The sequence below is a fragment of the Aeromonas sp. QDB30 genome (assembly GCF_027707645.1).
Classification (GTDB): domain Bacteria; phylum Pseudomonadota; class Gammaproteobacteria; order Enterobacterales; family Aeromonadaceae; genus Aeromonas; species Aeromonas caviae.
Window position 1 is genome coordinate 55,783 of sequence record NZ_JAPCIY010000009.1, and the last position, 22,494, is coordinate 78,276.

The 22,494-nt window shown below is 61.0% G+C and carries 39 protein-coding genes; 6 read left to right on the forward strand and 33 right to left on the reverse strand.

Going from position 1 to position 22,494, the window contains the following annotated elements:
* Positions 1-70 precede the first annotated feature (70 nt).
* From PG896_RS04620 to PG896_RS04680, 13 genes are all read right to left on the reverse strand, one after another.
* On the reverse strand, positions 71-529 hold the full coding sequence (locus PG896_RS04620; protein WP_270835407.1) for a phage virion morphogenesis protein: 459 nt from the start codon (positions 527-529) through the stop codon (positions 71-73).
* A complete protein-coding gene (locus tag PG896_RS04625; protein WP_123246919.1) occupies positions 511-981 on the reverse strand; it encodes a phage tail protein in 471 nt (156 codons plus the stop codon). The genes PG896_RS04620 and PG896_RS04625 overlap by 19 nt, the downstream gene beginning before the upstream one ends.
* Positions 956-1,198 (reverse strand): Rz1-like lysis system protein LysC, encoded by a 243-nt coding sequence (gene lysC / locus PG896_RS04630; protein WP_270835408.1) that lies wholly within the window; start codon positions 1,196-1,198, stop codon positions 956-958. The genes PG896_RS04625 and lysC overlap by 26 nt, the downstream gene beginning before the upstream one ends.
* Complete coding sequence (gene lysB, locus PG896_RS04635) at positions 1,092-1,559, reverse strand: Rz-like lysis system protein LysB (RefSeq protein ID WP_270835409.1); 468 nt, start codon at positions 1,557-1,559, stop codon at positions 1,092-1,094. The genes lysC and lysB overlap by 107 nt, the downstream gene beginning before the upstream one ends.
* Positions 1,560-1,703: 144 nt before the next feature.
* A complete protein-coding gene (locus tag PG896_RS04640; RefSeq protein ID WP_270835410.1) occupies positions 1,704-2,528 on the reverse strand; it encodes an N-acetylmuramidase family protein in 825 nt (274 codons plus the stop codon).
* The gene (locus PG896_RS04645) at positions 2,525-2,833 is read right to left on the reverse strand and encodes a phage holin family protein (RefSeq protein ID WP_244056013.1); all 309 of its coding nucleotides are present in this window, start codon (positions 2,831-2,833) and stop codon (positions 2,525-2,527) included. The genes PG896_RS04640 and PG896_RS04645 overlap by 4 nt, the downstream gene beginning before the upstream one ends.
* A gap of 1 nt (position 2,834) precedes the next feature.
* Entirely contained in the window at positions 2,835-3,197 is a 363-nt protein-coding gene (locus PG896_RS04650; RefSeq protein ID WP_041214915.1) for a putative holin, read from the reverse strand.
* 9 nt (positions 3,198-3,206) lie between these two features.
* On the reverse strand, positions 3,207-3,437 hold the full coding sequence (locus PG896_RS04655; RefSeq protein WP_270835411.1) for a TraR/DksA C4-type zinc finger protein: 231 nt from the start codon (positions 3,435-3,437) through the stop codon (positions 3,207-3,209).
* A gap of 2 nt (positions 3,438-3,439) precedes the next feature.
* The gene (locus tag PG896_RS04660; protein WP_139737920.1) at positions 3,440-3,643 is read right to left on the reverse strand and encodes a tail protein X; all 204 of its coding nucleotides are present in this window, start codon (positions 3,641-3,643) and stop codon (positions 3,440-3,442) included.
* Positions 3,643-4,113 (reverse strand): head completion/stabilization protein, encoded by a 471-nt coding sequence (locus tag PG896_RS04665; RefSeq protein WP_223944198.1) that lies wholly within the window; start codon positions 4,111-4,113, stop codon positions 3,643-3,645. Before PG896_RS04665 ends, PG896_RS04660 begins: the two co-directional genes overlap by 1 nt.
* Positions 4,114-4,210: 97 nt before the next feature.
* On the reverse strand, positions 4,211-4,894 hold the full coding sequence (gpM, locus tag PG896_RS04670) for a phage terminase small subunit (protein WP_270835412.1): 684 nt from the start codon (positions 4,892-4,894) through the stop codon (positions 4,211-4,213).
* A 9-nt stretch (positions 4,895-4,903) separates the two neighbouring features.
* A complete protein-coding gene (locus PG896_RS04675) occupies positions 4,904-5,956 on the reverse strand; it encodes a phage major capsid protein, P2 family (protein ID WP_270835414.1) in 1,053 nt (350 codons plus the stop codon).
* Positions 5,957-5,967: 11 nt separating this feature from the next.
* Positions 5,968-6,798 (reverse strand): GPO family capsid scaffolding protein, encoded by an 831-nt coding sequence (locus PG896_RS04680; RefSeq protein ID WP_270835415.1) that lies wholly within the window; start codon positions 6,796-6,798, stop codon positions 5,968-5,970.
* A 149-nt stretch (positions 6,799-6,947) separates the two neighbouring features.
* Here PG896_RS04680 and PG896_RS04685 point away from each other — a divergent pair, with 149 nt between their 5' ends.
* Both PG896_RS04685 and PG896_RS04690 read left to right on the forward strand, forming a co-directional pair.
* Complete coding sequence (locus tag PG896_RS04685) at positions 6,948-8,714, forward strand: terminase ATPase subunit family protein (protein ID WP_270835416.1); 1,767 nt, start codon at positions 6,948-6,950, stop codon at positions 8,712-8,714.
* Positions 8,711-9,772: a phage portal protein gene (locus tag PG896_RS04690; RefSeq protein WP_270835417.1), complete on the forward strand. Its 1,062-nt coding sequence runs from the start codon at positions 8,711-8,713 to the stop codon at positions 9,770-9,772. Before PG896_RS04685 ends, PG896_RS04690 begins: the two co-directional genes overlap by 4 nt.
* A gap of 452 nt (positions 9,773-10,224) precedes the next feature.
* On the opposite strand, the gene PG896_RS04695 is transcribed toward PG896_RS04690, so the two are convergent.
* The 20 genes from PG896_RS04695 to PG896_RS04790 form a co-directional block, all read right to left on the reverse strand.
* Positions 10,225-10,566 carry a hypothetical protein gene (locus PG896_RS04695; protein ID WP_270835418.1) on the reverse strand — a complete coding sequence of 114 codons (342 nt, stop codon included), beginning with the start codon at positions 10,564-10,566 and terminating at the stop codon, positions 10,225-10,227.
* The gene (locus PG896_RS04700; protein WP_270835419.1) at positions 10,563-10,913 is read right to left on the reverse strand and encodes a hypothetical protein; all 351 of its coding nucleotides are present in this window, start codon (positions 10,911-10,913) and stop codon (positions 10,563-10,565) included. Before PG896_RS04700 ends, PG896_RS04695 begins: the two co-directional genes overlap by 4 nt.
* Positions 10,910-11,113, reverse strand: coding sequence for a hypothetical protein (locus PG896_RS04705; protein WP_270835420.1), 204 nt, complete (start codon positions 11,111-11,113; stop codon positions 10,910-10,912). The genes PG896_RS04700 and PG896_RS04705 overlap by 4 nt, the downstream gene beginning before the upstream one ends.
* The gene (locus tag PG896_RS04710) at positions 11,110-11,316 is read right to left on the reverse strand and encodes a hypothetical protein (protein WP_270835421.1); all 207 of its coding nucleotides are present in this window, start codon (positions 11,314-11,316) and stop codon (positions 11,110-11,112) included. The genes PG896_RS04705 and PG896_RS04710 overlap by 4 nt, the downstream gene beginning before the upstream one ends.
* Positions 11,313-11,930 (reverse strand): 3'-5' exonuclease, encoded by a 618-nt coding sequence (locus PG896_RS04715; RefSeq protein WP_270835422.1) that lies wholly within the window; start codon positions 11,928-11,930, stop codon positions 11,313-11,315. The genes PG896_RS04710 and PG896_RS04715 overlap by 4 nt, the downstream gene beginning before the upstream one ends.
* Positions 11,931-11,935: 5 nt before the next feature.
* On the reverse strand, positions 11,936-14,323 hold the full coding sequence (locus PG896_RS04720) for a replication endonuclease (protein WP_270835423.1): 2,388 nt from the start codon (positions 14,321-14,323) through the stop codon (positions 11,936-11,938).
* The gene (locus PG896_RS04725; RefSeq protein WP_270835424.1) at positions 14,320-15,066 is read right to left on the reverse strand and encodes a DNA-methyltransferase; all 747 of its coding nucleotides are present in this window, start codon (positions 15,064-15,066) and stop codon (positions 14,320-14,322) included. Before PG896_RS04725 ends, PG896_RS04720 begins: the two co-directional genes overlap by 4 nt.
* Positions 15,063-15,503: a hypothetical protein gene (locus PG896_RS04730; protein ID WP_270835425.1), complete on the reverse strand. Its 441-nt coding sequence runs from the start codon at positions 15,501-15,503 to the stop codon at positions 15,063-15,065. Before PG896_RS04730 ends, PG896_RS04725 begins: the two co-directional genes overlap by 4 nt.
* A complete protein-coding gene (locus PG896_RS04735) occupies positions 15,503-15,913 on the reverse strand; it encodes a hypothetical protein (protein ID WP_270835426.1) in 411 nt (136 codons plus the stop codon). Before PG896_RS04735 ends, PG896_RS04730 begins: the two co-directional genes overlap by 1 nt.
* A complete protein-coding gene (locus tag PG896_RS04740) occupies positions 15,910-16,131 on the reverse strand; it encodes a hypothetical protein (RefSeq protein WP_270835427.1) in 222 nt (73 codons plus the stop codon). The genes PG896_RS04735 and PG896_RS04740 overlap by 4 nt, the downstream gene beginning before the upstream one ends.
* Positions 16,128-16,445 carry a hypothetical protein gene (locus tag PG896_RS04745; RefSeq protein ID WP_270835428.1) on the reverse strand — a complete coding sequence of 106 codons (318 nt, stop codon included), beginning with the start codon at positions 16,443-16,445 and terminating at the stop codon, positions 16,128-16,130. The genes PG896_RS04740 and PG896_RS04745 overlap by 4 nt, the downstream gene beginning before the upstream one ends.
* On the reverse strand, positions 16,442-16,624 hold the full coding sequence (locus PG896_RS04750; RefSeq protein ID WP_104452388.1) for a hypothetical protein: 183 nt from the start codon (positions 16,622-16,624) through the stop codon (positions 16,442-16,444). Before PG896_RS04750 ends, PG896_RS04745 begins: the two co-directional genes overlap by 4 nt.
* Positions 16,621-17,049: a hypothetical protein gene (locus PG896_RS04755; RefSeq protein ID WP_104452389.1), complete on the reverse strand. Its 429-nt coding sequence runs from the start codon at positions 17,047-17,049 to the stop codon at positions 16,621-16,623. The genes PG896_RS04750 and PG896_RS04755 overlap by 4 nt, the downstream gene beginning before the upstream one ends.
* The gene (locus tag PG896_RS04760; protein WP_270835429.1) at positions 17,046-17,222 is read right to left on the reverse strand and encodes a hypothetical protein; all 177 of its coding nucleotides are present in this window, start codon (positions 17,220-17,222) and stop codon (positions 17,046-17,048) included. The genes PG896_RS04755 and PG896_RS04760 overlap by 4 nt, the downstream gene beginning before the upstream one ends.
* A complete protein-coding gene (locus tag PG896_RS04765; RefSeq protein WP_270835430.1) occupies positions 17,219-17,518 on the reverse strand; it encodes a hypothetical protein in 300 nt (99 codons plus the stop codon). Before PG896_RS04765 ends, PG896_RS04760 begins: the two co-directional genes overlap by 4 nt.
* Before the next feature lie 63 nt (positions 17,519-17,581).
* Positions 17,582-18,025, reverse strand: a complete 444-nt coding sequence (locus PG896_RS04770) for a hypothetical protein (RefSeq protein WP_270835431.1) — start codon at positions 18,023-18,025, stop codon at positions 17,582-17,584.
* A gap of 15 nt (positions 18,026-18,040) precedes the next feature.
* A complete protein-coding gene (locus PG896_RS04775; RefSeq protein ID WP_270835432.1) occupies positions 18,041-18,271 on the reverse strand; it encodes a hypothetical protein in 231 nt (76 codons plus the stop codon).
* Positions 18,268-18,525, reverse strand: coding sequence for an ogr/Delta-like zinc finger family protein (locus PG896_RS04780; protein ID WP_270835433.1), 258 nt, complete (start codon positions 18,523-18,525; stop codon positions 18,268-18,270). Before PG896_RS04780 ends, PG896_RS04775 begins: the two co-directional genes overlap by 4 nt.
* An 11-nt stretch (positions 18,526-18,536) precedes the next feature.
* Complete coding sequence (locus PG896_RS04785; RefSeq protein WP_270835434.1) at positions 18,537-19,049, reverse strand: phage regulatory CII family protein; 513 nt, start codon at positions 19,047-19,049, stop codon at positions 18,537-18,539.
* A gap of 27 nt (positions 19,050-19,076) precedes the next feature.
* Positions 19,077-19,286, reverse strand: a complete 210-nt coding sequence (locus PG896_RS04790) for a Cro/Cl family transcriptional regulator (RefSeq protein ID WP_270835435.1) — start codon at positions 19,284-19,286, stop codon at positions 19,077-19,079.
* 172 nt (positions 19,287-19,458) lie between these two features.
* Between PG896_RS04790 and PG896_RS04795 the strand changes: the two genes are divergently transcribed.
* Genes PG896_RS04795 through PG896_RS04810 form a run of 4 tightly spaced genes read left to right on the forward strand, consistent with a single transcriptional unit; the run spans position 19,459 to position 22,449 of the window.
* The gene (locus tag PG896_RS04795) at positions 19,459-20,238 is read left to right on the forward strand and encodes an XRE family transcriptional regulator (protein ID WP_270835436.1); all 780 of its coding nucleotides are present in this window, start codon (positions 19,459-19,461) and stop codon (positions 20,236-20,238) included.
* A gap of 17 nt (positions 20,239-20,255) precedes the next feature.
* A complete protein-coding gene (locus tag PG896_RS04800) occupies positions 20,256-20,873 on the forward strand; it encodes a BRCT domain-containing protein (RefSeq protein WP_270835437.1) in 618 nt (205 codons plus the stop codon).
* Positions 20,874-20,896: 23 nt separating this feature from the next.
* Entirely contained in the window at positions 20,897-21,379 is a 483-nt protein-coding gene (locus PG896_RS04805) for a hypothetical protein (protein ID WP_270835438.1), read from the forward strand.
* Positions 21,379-22,449 (forward strand): phage integrase, encoded by a 1,071-nt coding sequence (locus PG896_RS04810; protein WP_270835439.1) that lies wholly within the window; start codon positions 21,379-21,381, stop codon positions 22,447-22,449. The genes PG896_RS04805 and PG896_RS04810 overlap by 1 nt, the downstream gene beginning before the upstream one ends.
* Positions 22,450-22,494: the final 45 nt, after the last annotated feature.

The following is a 22,494-nucleotide window of genomic DNA, read 5'->3' on the forward strand; positions in this document are numbered from 1 at the left end:
TGTTTTGGGCAATGGCGAGTAAGGCGAGGGGCGGCCAGTGTGTACGGCGCTGGCACACTGGCGGCGGTGGTTATCCCCCTCTAGTGAGGTGCATGAGCAGGATGCTTTCCAGGCTGTCGCGTTCCTGCTCGGTAATGCCCAGCAGCTCCCGCACCGGGTATTTCACCTCTTTGCCCTTCATCCGCTCTTTCAGGCCGTAGTGATGGGTGTTGGCCAGTCGGTTGGCGGTGCCGACAAACTCGACTACGGCTTGATGTTCATTGGCGCGGGCCTTGAGCCAGGAAGGGTTACTGATCTTGAAGAACATCTTGCGGCGCAGGCGCCCCCGGCTTTTTTTCAGCTTGGGCTGAGGCTTGCGCGGGGCCATGGGGCTGCCATCTGGCTGGAGGTTGGCGCGGATGCGCTGGGCCTGGCTGGCGCGCAAGGTGCGGGCCATCTCGCCCGCCAACTGACGGCGGGCGGCGGGCTCCATGCTGGCCAGCAGGCCATCGGCCCAGCTGGTCAGGCGGCTCAGGTCGTCGGTGGCCATGGCTGATGTTCCCCGTTGATAAAGAGTTCCCAGGTGATGCCGTCATAGGGGTCTTCCGGTGGTTCCGGCAGGTGCTCCCAGCCAATCCCCTGTTCGTTTTGCCACACCCTGACCCGCTCGGTCAGCTTGACGGTGATGATGAGGTCCATCAGGTCGTTGGCGAGGTATTCGGCCTCGAAGGTGATGCCCTCCTTGCGCTGCTCGTCGTTGGTCATCAGCTCGGGCTGGTGTTGGCGCAGCCAGGCCAGCAGCGGCACCATGATCTGGTCCGGGTGGCCGGCAAAGTCCTCGATGCCGATGGTGAGGGGGTATTGCCACTCGAACGAGAGCGAGCGGGCACCGGTGCTTTCGACATTGCCCGGGGCGATGAAGATATGCAGCTTGTCCGGGTTGGTCTTGAGGTGGGGCACGCAGCGGGTCAGTACCTCACGGATCTGTTTTGGTTTTTCCATGCTCCCTCCCGTTCTGGTGCCGTTGCTGGCAGGCGATGAGGCTGTCGACCTGGGCGGCGCAGGTGGCCCAGGCGGCCTCGGTCTGAGTCAGCTGATCCATGAGGTCGCCGTTATTGACCGGGCTGGCGGCCGGCAGTTTGCAGGGGGTCACCCCCTGACAGGTGAGCCTGATAATCTGCGGCGCCGGTGAGGGCGGGGCGCTGGAGCAGCCTGACAACAGGATCAGGCAGAGGGCGATCAGCCCACTCCTTGAGTTCGGCATTTTCACGTTTGAGCCTCTTGATGGTGTCGGCACGGGTGGCGGCCGTGATGGTCAGATCGCCAAGCTGGCGTTGCAGCGTGGCGGCGGCGTTTGCCTGGGCGTCCAGCTCGCCGGTGAGGGTATCAATGGCCCCGTCTTTGAGCTTTTCCCGCTGCTCGGCCTCTTTGGCCTTGTCGTTGGCCGCGTTGAGGTCGCTTTGCAGGGTGGAGACTTGGCCCTCAGCCAGGGCGGCGGAGCGGGCCGACCAGCCCCAGCCTGCCAAGGCGACGGTCAGGGCCAGCAGCAACCAGGTGAGGGGGGAGCGTACTAATGCCATTACGGTTTCCTCGGTGGTGGGGTGGGCTGCGGATTATTCTGGTTACATCCTCTGAACGGGCAGACCACGCAGCCACCAAGCCAGCGCAATTCCAGACACTTCGCATCCAGCTTGGTGCAGGTTTTCCCTACCAAGTGACCGCACTTAGGCCGAGGCATCCGCCACCTCCTTCACCGGATAGACCTTGGCAAAATGGTCATATGTTTTGGCGAGCTTGGTGTCGTAGTCATTGTCCTTGTAGGCCGGGCCGTTGTAGCGGCGGGCAAAGTCAGCCCACTTTCGACCCAGCAGTGCCTTGTGCATGGCGGGATCTTGCTGGATGAAGCGGCACAGGGCGGTGAGGTGGTCCACTTCGCTGCGCTGCATGGCGGTCTGCCAGTCGCTGGCCGAGGCAAAGCCCAGCGCCTGCCAGTGGAAGCCCATGATCTGGAACATCCCCCAACTGGCCGACTCGATGGCGGCATCCCGGTGCAGGCTGATGGCGAGTTGCAGCCGCTCCCACTCGGCCACCCCGCCCGCATAGCCGCCGCGCTTGGGGTTGACCAGGTTGGGGTAATGGGCGGCCATCTGGTCGGCGGCGGCCTTGCCCAGGTGCTGGGTGAGCTGCTTGTAGAACACATGCCGCTCGAACAGCACCACCGGGCGCATGTCGGTGGTGAACCCCTCGCCGATGCTCTCGACCTGGGCGACGGTGGCCATGGTGGCCAGCGGCAGGCCCAGCAGGTCAGCCCCAGCCTGCATGTCGCCGATGCGCAACTGGTTGCCACGCTCGCTGCCTAGCAGGGCGGCCATGGTGCGGGGGCCAGCCTGGCCGATGGCGGTGATCATGTAGTCCCGCTGAAAGGCGAGCAGGGCGCGCTCGGTGGCATCGCCAAACCAGCCATCCGGATCGAGCGGATAACCGGCTTTGGCCAGGCGACGCTGCAGGTCGGCGACGGCGGCGCCGGTATCCCCTTTTTTCAGGCTCATGGCTGAAATCTCCCATTCAGATGGCTGGCGGTGGTCGGTTGCTGACGGCGGCGCGGCAGCAGGCGCATGACGGATCCGCGGGAACCGATCAGGGCGGTGAGTACGACAGAGGCCAGCAGGACTGCGGCGGGGTCAGGAGCGGGCAGTGCCCCGATCAGGGCACGCAGGGGCACGGAACCGGCGGCGAAGGTGAGCAGCCAGGCAAGCACGGCAGGGAGGGGGCGATAGTCGCCCCCGTTGCGGTTGAAGGTGGCGATGCGCAGCGCGATGGCGGCGCAGATCATGGCGTAGAGGATGGTCAGCATGTCAGCCCCCTTTGCGGAGTTTGAGCAGGTCTTCCGGCGTTTTGCGCAGGATCCACTGCAACAGGTGGACGGCCAACGCCGAGGCCAGCATTGCGCCGACGGCCCTGGGGACCTCGACGCTGAGTGGCAGCACGCTGGCCAGCATGGCGGCAACCAGCGGTGCCGCCAGTGCCCCCGCCACGAAGGCGGCAACGAACAGCCCCGCTTTGCGCAGGTTTCCCAGCTCGGCGGTGGTGGCGATGAACACCAGCGCCCCGGCGAATGCACCGAGCAGGACGCCGGGGTCAACGCCCGGGAAGAGGGACAGCAACGCCAAGGCGCTCAGGGTGCTGGTTGCTGCACTGGATGAAATGGGTTCTGGCATCGTGCTCTCCTATCGTTTGCCGCCGTAGTGGCGAGCGGTTTGAAATTCGTGGATGGTCTGGCACTCGGCGCAGCGTTCGCAGCCCCGGATCGCTTCACGGCGCGCCTGCGGGATGGTGTTTTCGCAGTCGATGCAGTAGTGCGGGCCGGTGCCACTGATGCGGGCGGCGTGGATGCGGGCAGCGAGTTGCTGCTCGCTGATGTCGGCCAGTCGTTCGAGTGCGTCGTCGAGGCGGCTCATGGTCATTCCCATAGCTGGATCAGCGGCTGCTCGGCCTGGGTGGGGGCCGCTGGCATTGTGATGAGGGTTCCGGTCGGGAGGATGGGGCCGAGCGCGGCCAAACCGGGGTTGAGTGCGAGCACCTGCTCGGTGATGCCTGCGGTGTAGCCGTAGTGCCGGAACAGGATGAGGTCGAGGGTGTCACCCTGTTGGCTGCGCAGCTCCATCAGATGAGCGCCACGGTGATGTGGGTGGTACCGAGGATGTCGCGAATGGCAAAGCGGGCGTCGCGGTAGAGGTCGTCAGAGCTGATGATTTTGGCATCGGCTCCTTTGACGCCATCACCGGTGGCGCTGTAGTCGGTGTAACGCTCCAGCAGGTTGGCGCGGGTCATGGCATAGACGGCGCGCCGATAGCTGTGCAGGTGCGCCGATTCGCCATTGATGACCTCGCCCGGTACGGCGGCCAGGGTGGCGACCCCTTCTGCCTCACGGGCGCGGCGCCAGTCAGCCAGATCCCGGTTGACGCTGGTGATGGCGTCGATCACGGCATGCTTGAGGCGGGCCGTGGTGACGGTGCCATCGAGCCGGACGGTGTCGCGCAGGTCAGGCAGCGAGATCGCTGGCCAGAAGGGGGTGGAGTCTATCTCCCCTTCGGCTGGCGACGTGGTGGCATTGGCAATGAATCCGGTGCTCATGGTGTTCCTTTTCCGCTTGTTGGGCGGTGGTCGGGCCGTCTGGTATGCGAAACGCATTCGTCAGGCCCGAGCCGCCCAGGGTGCGGGGTTCGCTCGGTTAGCTGCCGCCGCCGGTGGCGTCGGGCTGCTGTTCTTTTTTCAGTTCGCGCTCGAGCACTTCGAGCTCTTTTTTGATGCCGACCTTGTCGTGCAGTTCGATGGCGCGGCGGTAGTGCTGGGCGGCCTGATCCTTGAACCCTTCAGCCAGGGCGGCGCGGCCCACGGCCTTGTGCAGCTTGGCGCGTACCTGGTCGAAGATGTCGCAGTCGGCCAACATGGCCAGATAGCGATTGAGCAGGGGCAGGGAGGGTCCCGCGCCGGCTTCTTGCTGCTTGATGGCGGTGTCGGCGACTTCTTCGGCGATCATGGTGGCGGCGGTGCGCTCGTAGCGATCGGGGGTGCTCAGGCCATGGCGGATCACGTAGGAGGCCATGGGTAGGGCCCCTTCGAGATCGCCGGTGTCGAGGTGCCAGAGCATGACGGTGACCAGGACGTCATCTTGTCCGCCCCGGTCGGCGGCCAGCACGCCATCAATCCACGGCTGATAGACGGCCAGCATGGGGCGCTTTGCGTCGATCTTGCGTTCGATGCTCTGGATGCCTTTGAGGGTGCGGCGGTGTTCGGCCAACTGCATCAGCTGCAGCTCGTAGGCGTTGGCGCGTTGTTGGTCGAACTGAGGATTGGCCGCCCCTTGCAGGGCGGCCAGTTTGCGTTCGCGGTTGCGACGGGCAGGTGATGTCATGTCGCCCCCTTAACCGCCAGCGGCCGGTTTCGGCCCGATGACGATGTTTTCGATCAGGGCGACGCAGTCGTAGTCTTCCACCACGTAGGCATCGTTGGAGCTTTCGTAGTTGACGATGCGGTCACGCTGCGGTTCTTCCTGGATATGACGGCGGCGGGCGCCTTCCTGCCAGTAGATGGACAGATTTTCCAGCGAAGTTATGAGCATGGAGTCTTCGGGGAAGAAGGGGACCCGCACGGACTTGAGCCCGCCGATCTGTTTCTGGCTGACCAGCACCTGGCCGGCCAGCTTTTCCTGGTTGTTGTCGGCGTTGTTGATGATGGGGAAGTATTTGTCGGCCAGCAGCTTGCGACCGCAGATGACAACCAGTTCGGTGTCATCCTGATGCCAGGGGGCAATAGACTCGCTTACGGCATCGAACACCAGGGCGTCGAGGTTGTGGTAGTCGCCTTCTTTGGCGTCGTCCTCCCCCTTCGGCTGGTAGATGTAGATATGGCCGGAACCTTCTTCCCCTTCATCCATCACTTTGGCCGGGGCATCCTCACGGATGTGTTGCAGCCAGCCCTTGTTCACATCTTGCAGCAGCGGGTTGGCGGTGCGGTTGGTGCTCGGCGCCACGCTGGTACCGTGCCAGCCGATCATGATCCGGTCCAGCCCTTGGCGTTTGAGGATGGCGTCGCGAATGCGAGTCTGGAAGTCGGGGAATTTGGCCCAGATGTCCAGCTTGTTGTAACCCAGACTGGTGTCGTAGTTGGTCTTTGCGCACTCGTAGTCTTGCGGATAGAGGGCGCTCGGGTCGTTAGGTTCTCGGACATTGCTGCTGGTATCGGTGCGGCCTGCGATGGTGTTGCCGATACCGATACCCACTTTCTGCCCCTTCATCTCAGGTACCGGGATGACTTGGATCATTTCCAAGAACTTCACCGACTCCTGCATCTTGGTTTCCAGGGTCTGCTGGACGCTCGGCTGCACGTTGAACTGCACCATGGCGTTGGAAATGGCGTTGAGTTTGGCCACCTGGCCGGTGAACTCGTTGAACTTCTGGCGGGTTTCGTTACGCATGTATGGGGTCCTTAGCAGTCAGTTTGAATGGAGGTACCATCGCTACCGGTGGCCGGCTGGCGCTTGTGGCTGAAATCTTCCTGGCCCTCCAGCTTGGCGGTGAGGTCGGCCAGCGCCTTGGCGGTGGCATCCTGCTTGCTGGTCAGCTCGGTGATGGTCTGGGCCTGGTCGGTGAACTTCTTCTGCAGGTCGGCATCGAGGGTGGTGACCTCTTTCGCGACTGTCTCGACTGCCTTGTGCACATCGCTGAAATCGGCGGTGGATTGCTTCTTGTGGCTGGAGAACAGCGCGGCGATGCGCTCGGCCAGAGAGGGGCCTTTATCGCCTTCGTCGGAGAGTTCGATCTCCGTCTCGATAGCTGAGCTGAACAAGTTGGCCGGTTTCTGTTTGCGGGATGCCAGAGGGCTTTTCTCACCTGCTCCAGCGCAGAATTGCAGGTATTCGGTGCCGAGGCTTGCCGGGCTGTCGGTGACGGCCAGGCCTACCAGATAGGCTTCACCGGTGCCGGCAAAGTCGAGGTCCAGCTCGATGGAGGTGTAAACCTTCTGGCGCGCCTTGGTCAGTTTGATCAGATCGTCGGTGGGGTCGATTTCGGCAAACAGGGCCATTTTCTTTTCACCATCGATCTCGACTTCTTCGGCGTAGACGCTGCGCACATCGCCATAAGCGCGAAATGCGCTGTCCGGATAGAGGCTGCGGAAATGTTCGAGGTTGACGCGGGCGCCGTATTTTTCGCGGTTGTAGTTTTTGGCTGCCTGGGTGAGCCATTCCGGCGCGATGGTGCGGCCGTCGGTGGTTTGGCCTGCCACCGCGACGCGCTTGAATTTTGCTTTCTTCGCCATGAGCTGGGATCCCTTTGGTGATTGGGTGGTGATGTCGCGGTTATGGTCTGGGTGACAGGCTGGATCGTGCAATCGGCGGCCAGTGTGTACGGCGCTGGCACACTGGCGCGGGGGCGTTTTGAGCGGTAGCGACTGGGTAGACTGGCGCCATGACAGCACCCTTACTCTTCCCCCATATCGAACCCAGACGGCAGGCCATGCACCTGTTCTTCCAGGGCTATCCGCTCCGCGCTATTGCTGAATTGCTGCAGACGCCGGAGGGGACTATCTCGACATGGAAGAAGCGCGACGGCTGGGATGACATCAAACCCATTGACCGGGTCGACTTCGCCATCGAGGCGCGGATGTGCCAGCTGATCGCCAAGGAGGTGAAAACCGGCGGCGACTTCAAGGAGATTGACCTGCTGGGCAGGCAGTTGGAGCGGATCGCCCGGGTCAACAAATACAGCAACGGAGGCAATGAGGCCGACCTCAACCCCAAGGTGGCGAACCGCAACAAGGGGCCGAAGAAGGCACCCGAGCGCAATGTGGTGGAGCCCGAACAGCAAGAGCGGCTGATCGAGCGCTTTGAGTCCACCATGTTTGGCTACCAGCGCACCTGGTACGAGGCTGGCAACCAGCACAGGATCCGCAACCTGCTCAAGTCTCGCCAGATTGGGGCGACCTACTTCTTTGCCTTCGAGGCCTTCATCGATGCCCTGGTCACCGGGCGCAACCAGATTTTCCTGTCGGCCAGCAAGGCGCAGGCTCATGTGTTCAAGCAGTACATCATCCAGTTTGCCAAGGAGGAGGGGGTGGAGCTCAAGGGCGACCCCATGGTGCTACCGAACGGAGCGCACCTCTACTTCCTCGGCACCAACGCCCGCACCGCCCAGAGCTACCACGGCAACATCTACATGGATGAGTACTTCTGGATCCATGGCTTCCTGGAGTTCCGCAAGGTGGCTTCCGGCATGGCGATGCACAAGAAGTGGCGCCAGACCTACATTTCCACCCCGTCCAGCCTTTCCCATCCCGCCTATGCGTTCTGGTCCGGCGCTAACTTCAACCGCGGCAAGGCGAAGGCAGACCGGGTCGAGATTGACCTGAGCCACGCCAATCTTGCCAGCGGTAAGCTGTGCGCCGATGGTCAGTGGCGGCAGATTGTCACGGTCGAAGATGCGGTGCGCGGTGGCTGCGACCTGTTCGACCTGGATCAGCTGCGCAGCGAGTACTCCGAGGAGGAATACCTCAACCTGCTGATGTGCATCTTCATGGATGACACCTCGAGCGTGTTCCCGCTCGTCACCCTGCAGCGCTGCATGGTCGACAGCTGGGAACTGTGGGACGACTACAAGCCCTTTGCCCTGCGTCCGCTGGGTAGCCGGCCGGTGTGGATCGGCTATGACCCGGCCAAGGGTGGGCAGGGGGATAGCGCAGGTTGCGCCGTGCTGGCTCCGCCGGCGGTGCCCGGCGGCAAGTTCCGGGTGCTGGAGCGCCACCGCTGGAGCGGGATGGACTTCGACGCCCAGGCGCGAGCCATCAAGGCCATGTGCGAGCGCTACAACGTGTGCTACATCGGCATCGACACGACCGGGATCGGGGAGGGGGTCTACCAGCTGGTGAAGCAGTTCTACCCGGCGGCGACCCCTATCCAGTACACCCCGAGCGTGAAAATACAGATGGTGATGAAGGCGCAGGATGTGATGAACAAGGGGCGGCTGGAGTTTGACAGCGGTTGGACCGACCTCGCCCAGGCGTTCATGAGCATCCGCCGCGCCGTGACCGCGGGCGGCAAGCTGCCGACCTTTGAGGCCAGCCGGTCAGAGGAAACCAGCCACGCCGATATTGCCTGGGCCACGATGCAGGCCCTGTTACATGAACCGCTGGCAGGTGCCACCGGTGCCAATACCAGCATGATGGAGATTTTCGCATGAGAAAGAGCCGCCCACAGCGCCATACCTCGCCGGTGACGGCGACCCAGAAACCCGGCGCGGCCATCGAGGCGTTCAGTTTTGGCGAGCCGGTGCCGGTCTTATCGCAACGGGAGGTGTTCGACTACCTGGAGGCCATGCACAACGGCCGCTGGTACGAGCCGCCCCTTTCCCTCAATGGCTTGTCGCGGGTCTATCGGGCCGGGGTGCATCACGCCTCGGCCATCCAGGTGAAGCGCAATATCCTGCGCTCCTGCTTCATCCCGCACCCGAAATTGAGCCTGGCCGCCTTCACCGGGCTGGCGCTGGACTATCTGATCTTCGGCAACGGCTATCTGCAGGCGGTGCAGAACCGGCTCGGCGGGGTGCTGCGCTATGACCACCTGCGGGCCAAATACACCCGGCGGGCTCTGGACTTGGACACCTATTGGTGGATTGCCCAGCCCGGGCAGGAGCAGGCGCTGCCGGGCGGGCGGGTGGGCCATGTGATGGAGAGCGACATCAACCAGGAGATCTACGGCATCCCCGACTATGTCGGCGGGCTCAACTCTACCCTGCTCAACGAGTCGGCCACCCTGTTCCGCCGCAAGTATTACGAGAATGGATCCCACGCTGGGTTCATCATGCACATCACCGACGCGGTGCAGAACGAGGGCGACATTGCGGCCCTGCGTGAGGCGCTGCGCCAGAGCAAGGGGCCCGGCAACTTCCGCAACCTCTTGCTCTACACTCCGAACGGCAGCAAGGACGGGGTGAAGCTGATCCCGGTGGCTGAGGTGGCGGCCAAGGATGACTTTCTGAGCATCAAGAACGTGAGCCGGGATGACCAGTTGGCGACCCATCGGGTACCGCCCCAGCTGATGGGGGTGATGCCGAACAGCACCGGCGGGTTTGGCGATGTGACCAAGGCTGCCCAGGTGTTCGACATCAACGAGATCGACAGCATCAAGGCCAGCCTGCTGGCGCTCAATGACTGGGCAGGGGAGGAGGTGATCCGGTTCAATCCCTACAAGCTGGCCGCCGGCATCGAGCAGGCCAGCCAAGGCGACATGCTGCGCTGACCTTCCGATAGCATCCCGACACCCCGCCACCTGGCGGGGTTTTATTTTGCCCCTCACATGACCGCATCAGCGGCCCGCTGCTGCATCACCGATGCGGGCTACCCTCGCACCCTCGCGGATCCTTTCACGCGCATCCTGAGCGGCTGGCGCAGCCTGCCGCCCCCCCCCAGCCAGCACCGCTGGCGCGCAATCGGGACCCCGCCTCGCCTGCCCGCTTTATGAGTCGATTTCCATGCAGGTGAACGACTGGAGGAGGGTAGCGGCTCCCCGCGCCAGCGTTGGCCGCGCGGGGGATAACGGATCCTTTTTGCGATCCTTCACTTTCCGTCAGATCCTTTCATTCTCGCGCTCTCCAACATCAGCTTGCTCTCCCGGTCACAAAATCCAGACGAAAAAATGTGTCCGGTCACAATGTGGTAAACGTGACCTGACACAATCCCCTATTTCTGCCACTACAGGGCGATCACTTTGTCGCCCTGGGTGTGCCAGCACTCTGCCTCTCCCTTGAATGTTCCGCCGCACCCTTCTGGCAATGCGCAGTCGCAGTTCGGGCAAATCTGCTGTTTCAGCTCGGCTTCCTGTTCCAGCCAGCGTTCCCAGTCACGGCGCAGCAGGGTGCTGATGTACTCGTCGGCGCTGTAGGGTTCACCGGATCCGGCTCTGGCCCGGCGCAGGGTCTCCAGTTGCTCGCGTTCGCGAGTGGAGAGCGCCACTTCCACCCGCTTGATGCCTAGAGCGGCCTGTCTCGCACGCTGGGCCTGTTTTCGATCCTTCGCCTCCTTTGGTTTGCTCATACAGCCCTCCTTCTGGCAAACGCCCCCTGTCGCGCCCTGGTGGCTTTCCATACCTGCTTGGGAGCTGGGCCGACAGGCAGCACCCGCCTTGCCTTCTTGGGTGGGGTGATGGTGTCCAGCTCGCCCTGGTAGAACTGGAACCAGGCATCCCTAAACCGGATGACCCGCTCTATGCGGTCGAGCAGCAGATCGCAGAGATGGCGGTCGGCTGCCGGCAGGCTGTCGAGCGTGCTGGTGATAGCGGCACGACCCGCCGATCCCGGCGGGTGTTGCTGAAGGATGGGCCAGAGCCGCTGACAGAGCGGCAGCAGGCGCTCGACGTCGGCGCGTTTGATGATGTCAGTCATGAGCTTGGCCCCTCGTACTTGTTCCGTATCCGGTTGGCTATCTGCTCCAGGTCTTCGGCCATGTACCACATGCTGTTGTTGTCCTTGCGAGATACGACCTTGCAGCGATGAACGTTCCTGCCGATCAGGATTTTGGCGGCCAGCAGTACCAGCCATGCCTCGAAATGGCGGCGAATCCAGTCTTTCATTTCGTGGATCATGCAGCCTCCATCTCAAGTAAGTGCATGGCCTCGGCCCAGCCGCCCGGGATCCCGTTGCTTATGGCTACTACGTCCAGAGCTCTGGATAGCTTCAATTCCTTACCTTTCGCCTTCTCTTCCTTCACCAGCCTTTTGGCTTTCTTGCGGCAAAATTCAACCGTATTGCCCGACGGGAATTTCAGATGGTCGTTGTCGTGCTTCATGCCTCACCCCCGGCCGCTACGCAGCCGTTCATGGCTGCCTGAATCCTTTGATAGATGGCGCTGACATAGCGGGCCTGATGCTTGGCATCGTCCAGCGCTCGGTGGGCAACCCCCTCGAATGGCATGTCTTTTTTCGGGTCAAAGCCCAGCAGGTCACGCCCCATATCAACAACGGTGCGCACATCCCTATCCTGGAATCCGTTCCAGTAGCCAATGAAGCGCACTTTTCTTACCGCTTCATAGGCGTTGGCCATGATGGTGCAGTCAAACCCAGCACCGTTACCCCACACAAAGGGTCGTTTGCCTTCTTGCCCGTTGGCCATCAGCCACTCCTGAAACTTTTGCAGTGCCTGGAGAAGTGCCATCCGCTTTTCGCCATCTACGTCATAGGCAATGGCTGCGCGCGCTTCATCACTCTGCCCCAGCCACCACAACACGGTGTCAGGGTCCATCTCACCGAATCTGGCACTATCACTCAGGTGGATATGCGCTTCGAATTCGGCACCCAGTTCACCGGTCATCGGGTCAAAGAACACGGCTCCGATGGTGACGATGGCCGCTCGCGGGCCTTTGCCCATGGTTTCCAGATCCAGCATTACGTTTTTCATCTTCATTCCCCTCATTCCACGCCCAGGCGCGCCCGCGCCTTGGCAATCTCCGCCTGATGGCGGTCGTTGTCGGCTTGCATGCTCGCGACGCGGGCCTGCTCCTGTTCGGTGGGCTGGTAACTGGCCCGGTCCTCTTCGTCATCCAGCAGGCGGGTGAAGATGGCGATCGCCTCTTCGGCCTGCGCCAGCGGCAGGGCGGCCAGCCATTCGGTGACGTTGCCGCCGGAGTGCATCAGCTCGCGGGCCTGCTGTTTCAGCGTGTCGCTGCTGGCGGCCCGGTTGCTGGCCTGCTCTGCCTCGACCTCGGCGGTCAGCTGGTCGGCCACGGCATCGCCAGCACCCGGCCAGTTGCGGGTCACAATCAGTCGATCGCCGACCAGTCGCACATATTGGCCGTCGGCGTGGATGATGCTGCCGTGCAGCAGCAAGGCGGCGTTGCTTTCATCAAGACCCATTCGGGCCAGCTCTTTAGCCAGAGCGGATCCTTTCACCCCCGATTTGGATCCTTCCGTACAGTTATTGACAGAACTCCGAGGGGGGCGGCTGCCGCCGCCTGAGGGCAACTCGCTGCGCTCGCCCACTGCATGCTCGCGCTGCTCGCCCAAACCCGACCCGTTGACCCCCTTGCGCACTATCTGCCAGCCCTCGGTGCGGGTGACGGCGGTGGTCTGGCCGATGTCGGTAATCACCCCCATCAGGCGCAGCACATCCTCGCCATACTTGTTGGCGGCTTCATCGAGGCGCTTGGAGAGGCGGATCAGGTGTTCTTTGCGGGGAAGGTCAATGCCGCCCATGGCGTCGATAAAGTCGCCCCAGCGGTTGTTGTCGGCGGCGGTGCGAGCGGCTTCCAGGATGCAATCCCACTCGATTACCTCGTCACCTAGGCGGCGCAGCTCACGCCACACGCTCACGGCAGGGCCCCCTATCTGTTGAAACTGGCGTATACGCCAGCAGCTCGCCCAGGCCGCGACTGCGATGGTGGTGTGGTCGACCGGGGCCTCTGCTTCGTAGTCCATCCCGACTTTGTGGCCGTCGATGTTCTTGGCGATGTACTTGGCGATGTAGCCGGTGGCGCTGCCCTTGGTCGGGTCGATCTCCTTCCAGTTCACCCGAGGGTTGATGGCCTTGACCACCGCCGGGCTGCTCACATCGAGCAGCCACTTGATGCGCGGCATCTTGTTGCGGATTTTCATCTCGGCCAGCGCATCGAGCTGGTCGCCGTTGGGCATTTTGAGCTCGGCCCGTTCGGCGGCGGTGAAGTGGTAGGCAAGCAGGGTCAGAAAGTCGCGTTGGTGCTCGGGGTTGATAAACAGCAGGCAATGCCAGTGCGGGGTGCCGTCGTGGTGCGGCTCCACCACCCGAAAACCGAAGGCCATGATCCCCTCGCGGGCCAGTGCCGCCCGAAAGCGCGCCCACTGCTTGCACAGCAAGCGGTTAGTCTCGGTCGGGCAGGCGCCGTTGAACTTCTCGTTCTGGTAGGTCTTCGCCTTGTCTTTGCTGCCCTGGCGCCAGGCGTGATAGCTGGAGGGGGCGGTCAGGGTCAGGAACAGGCCCAGTTTGCCCTGCTCCTGTGCCATGTCTTCAAAGCCCCGCATGCGCACCATCAGCTCATGACGGCGGATCTCGGGGTTGGCGACCGAGCCCATCACCGCATCGACCAGGTCAATCTCTTGCCCCAGCTCTTCGTTGACGGCGCTCATGCCAGCCATCCAGGCTTGCTGGGCTGCTTTACGCTGGGTGAACTCACGCACGGCGTGCGCACTGGCGTAGGGGCTGACCCCCTTGCGCACCTGGCCGGTGAGGATGGCAATCAGCTCGCAGTAGATGGCCCAAGCGCGGTTGATCTTGCGCAGCCACCACGACTCGTCGAGCAGGCGCACCAGCAGGCTGGCGGCGGCCCCTTCGAACTTGTCCACCTCGTCGGCCAGATCGTCCCGCTCGGCCTGGCTCAGAGGGCGGCTCAGCAGGCGCTCCACCTTGGTGCGCGGGTGAATGGGGAGGGGCGGGCAGAAGTGCCACGCCTTGGCCTGGGCCCCGATATCGGCCAGCAGCTCCGTGGCGGTGCGCTCATGGCCCGCCGCCGCCAGCAGTTGCTGGCAGCGACGGGCCCACTCGGCGGCAACCAGCTCGCGGCGCACGTCGTTGCGCAGGTCGATCACCGGTACCGGGAACCGGCTCTGTGCGGCGGCGCAGGCGTCGACCATGCGGCGCAGCCAGATGTTGGCGGTCTTGGGATTGGCCGGGTAGCGGCGCAGGAAGGTCGCGGCCAGCGGCTTGGCAACGTGCCACTCGATGCGGGCCAGTTGTTCGGCCGCCCCGGCCATATTGATGGCGTGGTGCCCGACCAGGTAGTGCTGGGGAAGCTGGATCCCGTGCAGGTTGGTGATGGCGTCGTTCATGCCGCCACCTTTCTTACTTCATTAATGCGGTTGAGTGCGACCTCATAGATCTCTACGTCTTTTTCAACCCCGATAAACCTCCTTTCAGTATTTAAACAACTCACCCCCGTGGTTCCGCTGCCCATGCAGAAGTCGAGCACCACATCACCAATGTTGCTGTAGGTACGTATCAGCCACTCCATCAATGCGACTGGCTTTTGCGTTGCGTGATAGCTACCACGCTGCTTGTCGCTCGAGAAGAACTGAACGCTGCGCGGGTACCGCTCTGTTGAGTCGTACTCGGTTAGAGACAGCGCCTTTCCGTAGCACTCCGAGCTTACGGTCTTACGTTTGGACGTCTTGCGGGCATGGCCAGAGGTCATCTGGGGGTTGTAGGTTGGCTGCTGACGGTAGAAGACCAGCACAGACTCATGGGCCCGCAACGGTTGCTTCTTGGCATTCAGGAAGCCAGTGGCGTTACCCTTCTCCCAGATTATCTCGTACCTGAACATCCCCATATTCGAGCACACAAGCTGCTCGGTGAACGGTTGTGCCGCGGTCATCACAATCGCGGCATTTGGCTTGCACACACGCTCCAACTCGCGCCACATAGCAGCCAGGTCGATAACGGAGTCCCATTTGCACTGGGTGGTACCGTATGGCGGATCTGCGAGTACCATATCAACAGATTGGCTTTGTATTGATGGAAGGATTTCCAGACAGTCGCCACAAAACAGCACCGGATTAACATTCAATTCCATCATTTACACACCCCGCACTTGCCGTTCACATACTCGTTGGGTTGCAGGTAGCGGCCGCAGGTGGAGCAGGTCGGTACCATATCCAGGGTGGCGAGCCGATCAGACCAGCAGGTGGCCTCGCAGAAAAACAGGCTGGTGAGCCGGTTACCGCCCAGGATGACCGGGCGCACATGGCCGAACTCGCCGCAGCAACTGCAGCGCATCGAGGGGCGGGCGTTGGCCGGGACGGTCTTCACCACGGTTTCACTGGCGGCGCGGGCCAGCGGCCAGCAGGTTTCGACGCAGTAGGGGTAAGAGCGGCGACCGTGTCGGCCCGCAACAGGCAGGCAAACCGCCATCTGGCGGCACTTGGTGCAGGGCTCAAGCGTCACGATATTGCTGTTTGCAGGGCGCACGACGCCCAAAGCCGGGGCAAGCCCGGCTGGTTTTTGGTGAGTCATTAGATGGCGCCTCCTGATTTTTTCAGTTGGCGAATAGCTGCGGCGAGATCCCGTAGATGGTCGGTGCTGACGTAGCGCTTGCCATCAACTTCGATAGTCCCACTACTTTCACGCTCGAAGGTGGCAACAAGGCTTTCGAGCACGATGGCGCGGGATATATTGGCGTTTTGCCCGCGCTTGATCTCTTCAAGGCGCTTAGACATCAGCTCTCTATCAACCCATATAATCAGCCCCTTTGGACCGGTGTTTGCGAAAATATCTGCTGGGCTGATCGCATTGGTGCAGAAGGTGACATCCGAACCCTCTTTCTTGGCTTTGATGTCCAGCAGTGAATCTTGCAGAACTTGAAACCTGATGTTGTCACTGCCGATAGCAGCCAGCAGGTCGGTGATGCTGACGATGTTGCTCATGCCGCACCTCCTGCATGCAGTGCTCTGACTTTGGCTGATGCCTGACGGGCGGCCTGACGGGCTTGGCGGCACAAGGTCAGATGGGTTCTGGCCGGAGTGCGCTGGCCATGGGGGCCATCTGCGCGCAGGTCTACCAGGTCAAGCTGCAGGCCGTGCAGGCGCGCTTCGGCGGTCAGCATTTTGTCGACCCACTGGTCGATCAGTTGTTGGTGGATCATTTGATGGTCTCCCCCAATCCGTGGAGTGGCTCGCACTCTGCCCACCACTCGGCGATCTCTGTGGCCAGTGCGACTTCACCGCCACCCAGAGCCAGCCAATACACGGCGCGGATGGCGCCCAGGGCCAGCAACTCCTGGGCGATGTTGCGGTTTCGGCGGGCATCACTGCCCGAGGTGCAGAACTCCTCCTGCGCTGCTTCCCAGTGCTTGGTCAGTGAGCTGACCGGTGCGGGCGGCTGCATATGGGCGGGCCCAGATTCGGCGCCACCCAGCTCGTCGACCGGCGGCTCCAGTTCGAACATGTCGTCAGTCACAGGGCACCCCCTTCCATGTCGCTGAAATCCGGCTCGTCGATGGCGACATAGCCTGCCTCGATACGGATGGAGATCCCCAGTTCACCGCAGCAGCAGAGCGGGGCGGTCGGCACCAGGCGCGCTTCGTTCTCGGCTATCCACTGCTTCAAGGAGGCGAGGGTCATGATGGTGTTGCTCATGCCGGATACTCCTCATCTTCGCTGTCTGCATTGGCTTCTCGGCTGGCCAATGCCAGCGCTCCATACATCGCCAGCAGCAACACCGCTGACCGAGTGACAGCCAAATCCTCTCGGCGCAGGCCAACAACCTTATTCACCTCCGCCAGTAACTGCGCGACCAGCTCTCCGGTGTCTTCGAAGGCATCCATCCGCTGGCTCAGCTCGACTGCTGACATTTCGTTCATGCGCCCAACTGCAAGCGACATGGCGACCATGCTGGTATTCACTTCACCGACAAACTCGCCAGAAAGCGCTTCGCCGAGATCGTCGAACCAATTTCCCAAACCGCAGGCCGAGTCAGTGGCTACCCCTGACAAATCCAGCACCGCCAACTCGGCACCCAGACGGGCCCGCATTGCCATGGGGTTCACATAGACCTTGCTCATGCTGCTACTCCTTCCAGTACACAGGCGCGGCCCGAGGCCAGGGTTTCGATACGGGCGGCGTGACGCTGGCCTCTGAGCCAGTGACCGCGCACTTTGATGTAGCCATGGCGCACCAGGTAGGCGACGGCATCGGCGGGAGAGGGGGCGATGTGCTTGCTGGTGATGGCGATCATTGGGCACCCCCTTGCATCTCATGAGCAAAAGGCGGCTGGAATACCACGGTGCTGTCTGGACCGCTGGCCATGTTCATGCCGATGATGTGGGGCCGCTGGCCACCCTGCAGGATCTCGAGGCGCTTGGTCAGCTCGGCGTAGATGTCGAGCAGGGCCAGCTCGTCGGCCAGTTCGGCCAGCGCCTCGAGGCTCGCCTCGATGGCGAGGCTGTGACATGCCCCGAGCTGGGGGCGATGGGTATTAATGAGGCTGTTCGCGACTTTGCGGATCGCCTGTTCTGCTGTAAGATTGTTCATGAGGTTTTCCTCGCTGATTGATTGAAAGCCCCGCTGGTGCGTCAACACCGATAGCGGGGTTTTTTATTGGCCGCTTCCGGCCACCTTCTGCAAAACCGCTCTGCGGTTTTCCAATACGCTGGCCTGCTCGTTGAGCTCGGCCCGGCGCTTGTTCTCAAGCTCTGCCTGTTCCTGCTCGCTGCGGGTCGGCCCCTCAATGCGGCGGGTGGTGCGGTGCCACTCGCGGCGGTGCAGCACGCCGCCATCAAACTCATGCAGGGTCGCCAGCAGCTCACCCAGGGCGAGGCGGATCGCCTCTTGTTGGTCAAAGTCGAACTGGTCCAGCTCGCGCCCGGCTTGGGTGGTCGACACCCCGGCGGCGTAACAGATGACGGCGCGGGCCCGGGTCGGCAGGCGTGACCAGCGGCTGGCCGCCCCATTGCGGCCGAACTGGGCGCGCATCTCTGCCAGCGCCACCTCTGCGGCGCTGGGCTGTTGAACGAGCTCGAAAATCTGTGCGGTGCTCATGGGGTGGCCCTCCGGTTATGCCTGCAGCAGCCTGGTCAGCCAGTGCGGGCGAGGTCTCTTGCTGAGCTGGCGGCATGGTTGGAAGCGCAGCGCGCCACGGCGGCCCTGGCTGTCTTCCAGATAACTGCCGTCGAAACGGGTGGTGTTGCGCATCACCGGCTCGTCACCGCTGGTGACGACGGTGGCGCGGTTGAACAGCAAAAACGGCAGCGGGATCAGCCCCGGCTGCTCGGCGCGCAGTTTCATGCTGGCTCCTTGAGCGGGACGCTCTTCGACATGGTTTTGTGGTTTTTGCCCACGCCCTTGCAGGACGGCAGCACGATGGCCGGATTGGGCATGGCGGATGGGCTGATGGTGCCGACGATTTCAAACGCCGCCTTGAAGGTGTGGCCGCAGTCGACATTGCTGCAGGCGTAATAGGCGTGCCCTGTCAGCGGGCTCATTTTGGTGGAGCTCCGGGTATTCGCGTGGTAACCGCAGTGGGGGCAAATCAATCTCATGGTCTGGTCTCCTATGCGCCGAGGGCTGCGCGGGCCATGTCGGCAGCACACGCAAGACCAGGAACGGCGTGAAAGCGGTCTTCGACTTCGGTGGCGATCAGCACCAGGTGCTCGATGCCTGCCCAGATGCCGGTGACGACGGTGTTTCTGTGGGATTTGGTGACGCGGTCACCGGCGAGGAGGGTGGTAGCCTGGGCCGTGACGCCCAGGATCTGGGCCCCTGCATTGAGCGCCTGCATGGCTCGGGCCTCTGGGGCGCTGGCTGTGCCGGCAGGGAGACGAACGGCAGTCAGGCCGCAATCAAACAGCAGGCCATCAAACAGGGTGTCATCACCGGTGGCGTGGTAGAGGGCAACCAGATCTCGAGCTGTCAGCTGATGCGGCTGGTCAGGGTTCAGCTTGTTGCGCAGCATCTGCTCCCCAATCTCTGCTGACCTGGCCACCTCGGCGAGGTTGTACCTTGCTGCGAAAAGTGCGCACGCAGCCTCATAGCTATGCTGTTTGGATGCAGTCTGTTCAAACATGGTTGCCTTTCCTTGAATGACAGAGACTCAACGAGAGACAAGTGCTGCTTGATGGCATTCCATCCGAAGCGCTTCGAGATTGATGACCACTTTTTGCCGCAGACCGGTTTTCGGCAGGATAGGAAGGCGCCCTCCTTCGATCATGGATTGGACGTAGTCTTCGGTGAAACCGGTCATCTCGGCGAACTTCTCCTTGGAGCAGACCGGGAAGGTGAATACTGGTTGCATTTGTGTCATGATGACGCCTCATCGCTTACTATTTACGATTATTTTCCCTAGTAACCCACTAAATGGCTTAACTCACTCGCAATGATGCAGCCATTTACGAATACATGATGAGCTTGGTGTTCGCATATGTCAATGCCATTTGCGGTATATAGCCCATCATTGCCCCAAAAGGTGATTGCTTATGAGAGAGCTAGACCCCAACTTGTTTGATGCGAAGGCGTTTGCAGAAAGGCTGATTCAGATAAGAGGTGATGAGTCTCGGCGCTCTTTTGCTATTCGAGCTGGACTTGCTGATTCATCGATCCTCAAATACGAGCGACTGGAAGCCCTGCCTAACGTTGAGCGTTTCATTGCCATGGCAGTTGTCGCCGGAGTAGATCTCCGGTGGTTGGCCTGTGGTGATGACTGGGAGAGAATTCTGGCTGGGGCAACCGCCATCCCCTCATCAGGTCAATCTGTTCAAGAAGCCCGAGAAGTGACAGCCGACTATCAGGCCCAAGCTCCGAAGATCGAGACCTCACCAAGCCCCCTGATGGGCTGCAATGACGACTTCACCTTTATCGACAGCTACCAGGTATTTGCGTCTGCCGGGCATGGCCAGTTTGTCAGCGATGAGCAGAAGTCTGAGCCGATGGCGTTCCGTACCGAGTGGCTTAGAAAGGAAGGGTTAAAGCCGGATCGGTTGGCAGTGATCCGGGCGAAGGGCGACAGCATGGAGCCCACCATCTCTGATAACGACATCATCTTGCTGCACATGGCCAACGGCGATGCGCCGAGGGATGGGCTGCATGTGATTCGGATGGAAGGCGGGCTGTTCGTGAAGCGCCTGCAGTTCTCTCCCCTGGGGGACGTGAAGGTGGTCAGCGATAACCCCACCTATCAGTCATGGGACTTTACCAAGGAGCAACGGGCAGACCTGCATGTGGTTGGCCGGGTTGTTTGGGCTGGCAAGAAATTCTGATATAGCAGGGGCACACCGTGTTTGATCTGTATTCTTCCGAGTCAATTAACTATCAAGGCGCTGAGCTGCCAGTGTTCAACCTCCTCTACATGAGCAACAAGGGGGTTATCTCTGCCAAGCGAGTGGCTGCTTATCACTCCGACCCAGACCGACAACTGGTGTATGGCATGCAGATGACGATTGCGACTGATAGCGATGACGTCGTGATGTCATTTGAGTGCCCCACGTTTGTCTCTTTGCGTACCGACAGGGTGCTGGATGTTTTTGCGACCCAAGCGGAAGCGGCCGCAGCCTTTGAGCAAGCCGACACGCTTTATGCTGACCGGATCCTGCAAATCAAATCCGCCCCCGGTTATCACGGTCGCAAAATCCCCCATGACTACTCATTCAAGGTCTGTTTCACCGGGTTCAGCAAAGCCGATAAAGCAGAATTAACCGGACTGGCAGAGACAGCCGGAATGAAGGTGGTTACCGGCGTATCAGCTTCGCTCGATTTCCTGTGCTGTGGTGACAACGCCGGCTGGTCAAAGATGAAGAAGGCCAACGAGATCGGAGTGCCTTTGGTGCGCCATGAGCAAATCAGGCTGCTGGTTGAGACTGGTGAGCTCCCCGAATCCTATAGCGAATCACACTAAGCCGTTAAGCAAGGAGCTTATACATGAGAAAATTCAATCGCTTATTCCTCACTGTGTCACTGGTTGCCTTTTTGTTAGGCTGTGACTCCTCTGAAAAAGCACAAACTCAGGCTGTAGAGTCAGAGTCTGTTGTCACAGCTCCAGTCTTGGATGAGGGGAAAATACTGGAAGCGGTTGAGCTTGTTCCGGTTAGAAAATATGACCTCGAAGATGGGCATGGTTATTACATGCATGAAAGCCCCGACGCTTCCATAGAGTTCAGGTCATCTCCTGACCGAATCAATGTTTCGCTCATGACATTCCCCGAAGCTGAGTTCAAAGAGAAAAATGCGACGGCAAAAGAGATGGCCACCAAGTTGATGTCTGTGATTACAGGGACGGATGGCGAGCTGATTGATGATGCAATGTCAGGCAGAATCAAATCCGGCAAATCCACTATAAATGGCCTGTTGGTAAATGTTTCTCTCGTGGGTGAAAACAGCCTTCTAGTTACCATTAGCAAATAATGACCGTCCGCAAACTTACAGATGGCTCAACAAACCCCTGGTTGGTAGAAGTTTACCCTCAGGGGCGTGCCGGTCCCCGCAAGCGTAAGCGTTTTGTCACCAAGGGCGAGGCCGTTGCTTGGGAACGGTTCATCCTCGATGAACATCAGGCCAAACCCTGGTTGGGGCAGGAGGCGAAAGAGCATCGCACCCTGCAGGAGCTAATCGACCTCTGGTACAAGTTGCACGGCCAGACCCTAAAACGCAGTGAGGTTCGCTTGGCCAAGTTGCAGATCATCTGCAACGGAATGGGCAACCCCAAGGCGATCGACATCACCCCCTCAATGTGGGCGCACTATCGTGCCAAGCGAATGGCTGGGGAGATAGACAACGGTTGGAATGTGGGAGCCAAGAAGGCGATCACCGCACGAACAGTCAATCAGGAGCTGGCGTTCCTCAAAGCCGTGTTTGGTGAGCTTATCCGGTTGGGGGAGTGGCAACATGCCCACCCGTTGCAAATGACAACAAGCATCAAGACGCCCGACTCTGAGATGACCTTCTTACTGCCGGGGCAGATTGCTGAACTCCTCCATGCTGCCCAGCAGTACCCCAACCCGGACTTGGCTCTCATCATCAAGATTTGCTTGGCGACTGGCGCACGTTGGCGAGAGGCGGAGGCGCTGACCACCTCTCAGGTGACCCCGTACCGGATCACCTATACCAACACCAAGGGCAATAAAAACCGGACGGTGCCGATCAGCCCGGTGCTTTACGATGAGTTGATGGCTGGCGTGAAAGGTGGGAGCTTGTTTACTCCCTGCTATCTGGATTTTGGGCGGGCGTTGAAGACGACGGGGATCGAGTTACCGGAAGGGCAGCTCACTCATGTTTTGCGGCATACCTTTGCCAGCCACTTCATGATGAACGGCGGCAACATTCTGGTTCTCCAGAAAATCCTGGGTCATGCGAACATCCGTGACACGATGCGTTATGCCCACTTCGCCCCCGATCATCTTGAAGAGGCTGCCCGGCTTAATCCGCTGGAGCAGTGGCGGCAAAATGGCGGCGCAACATCTGATTATGGCCTCTAGTGCCACTTTATAACCCTTACGATTCATTGAATATCATGGGATTGC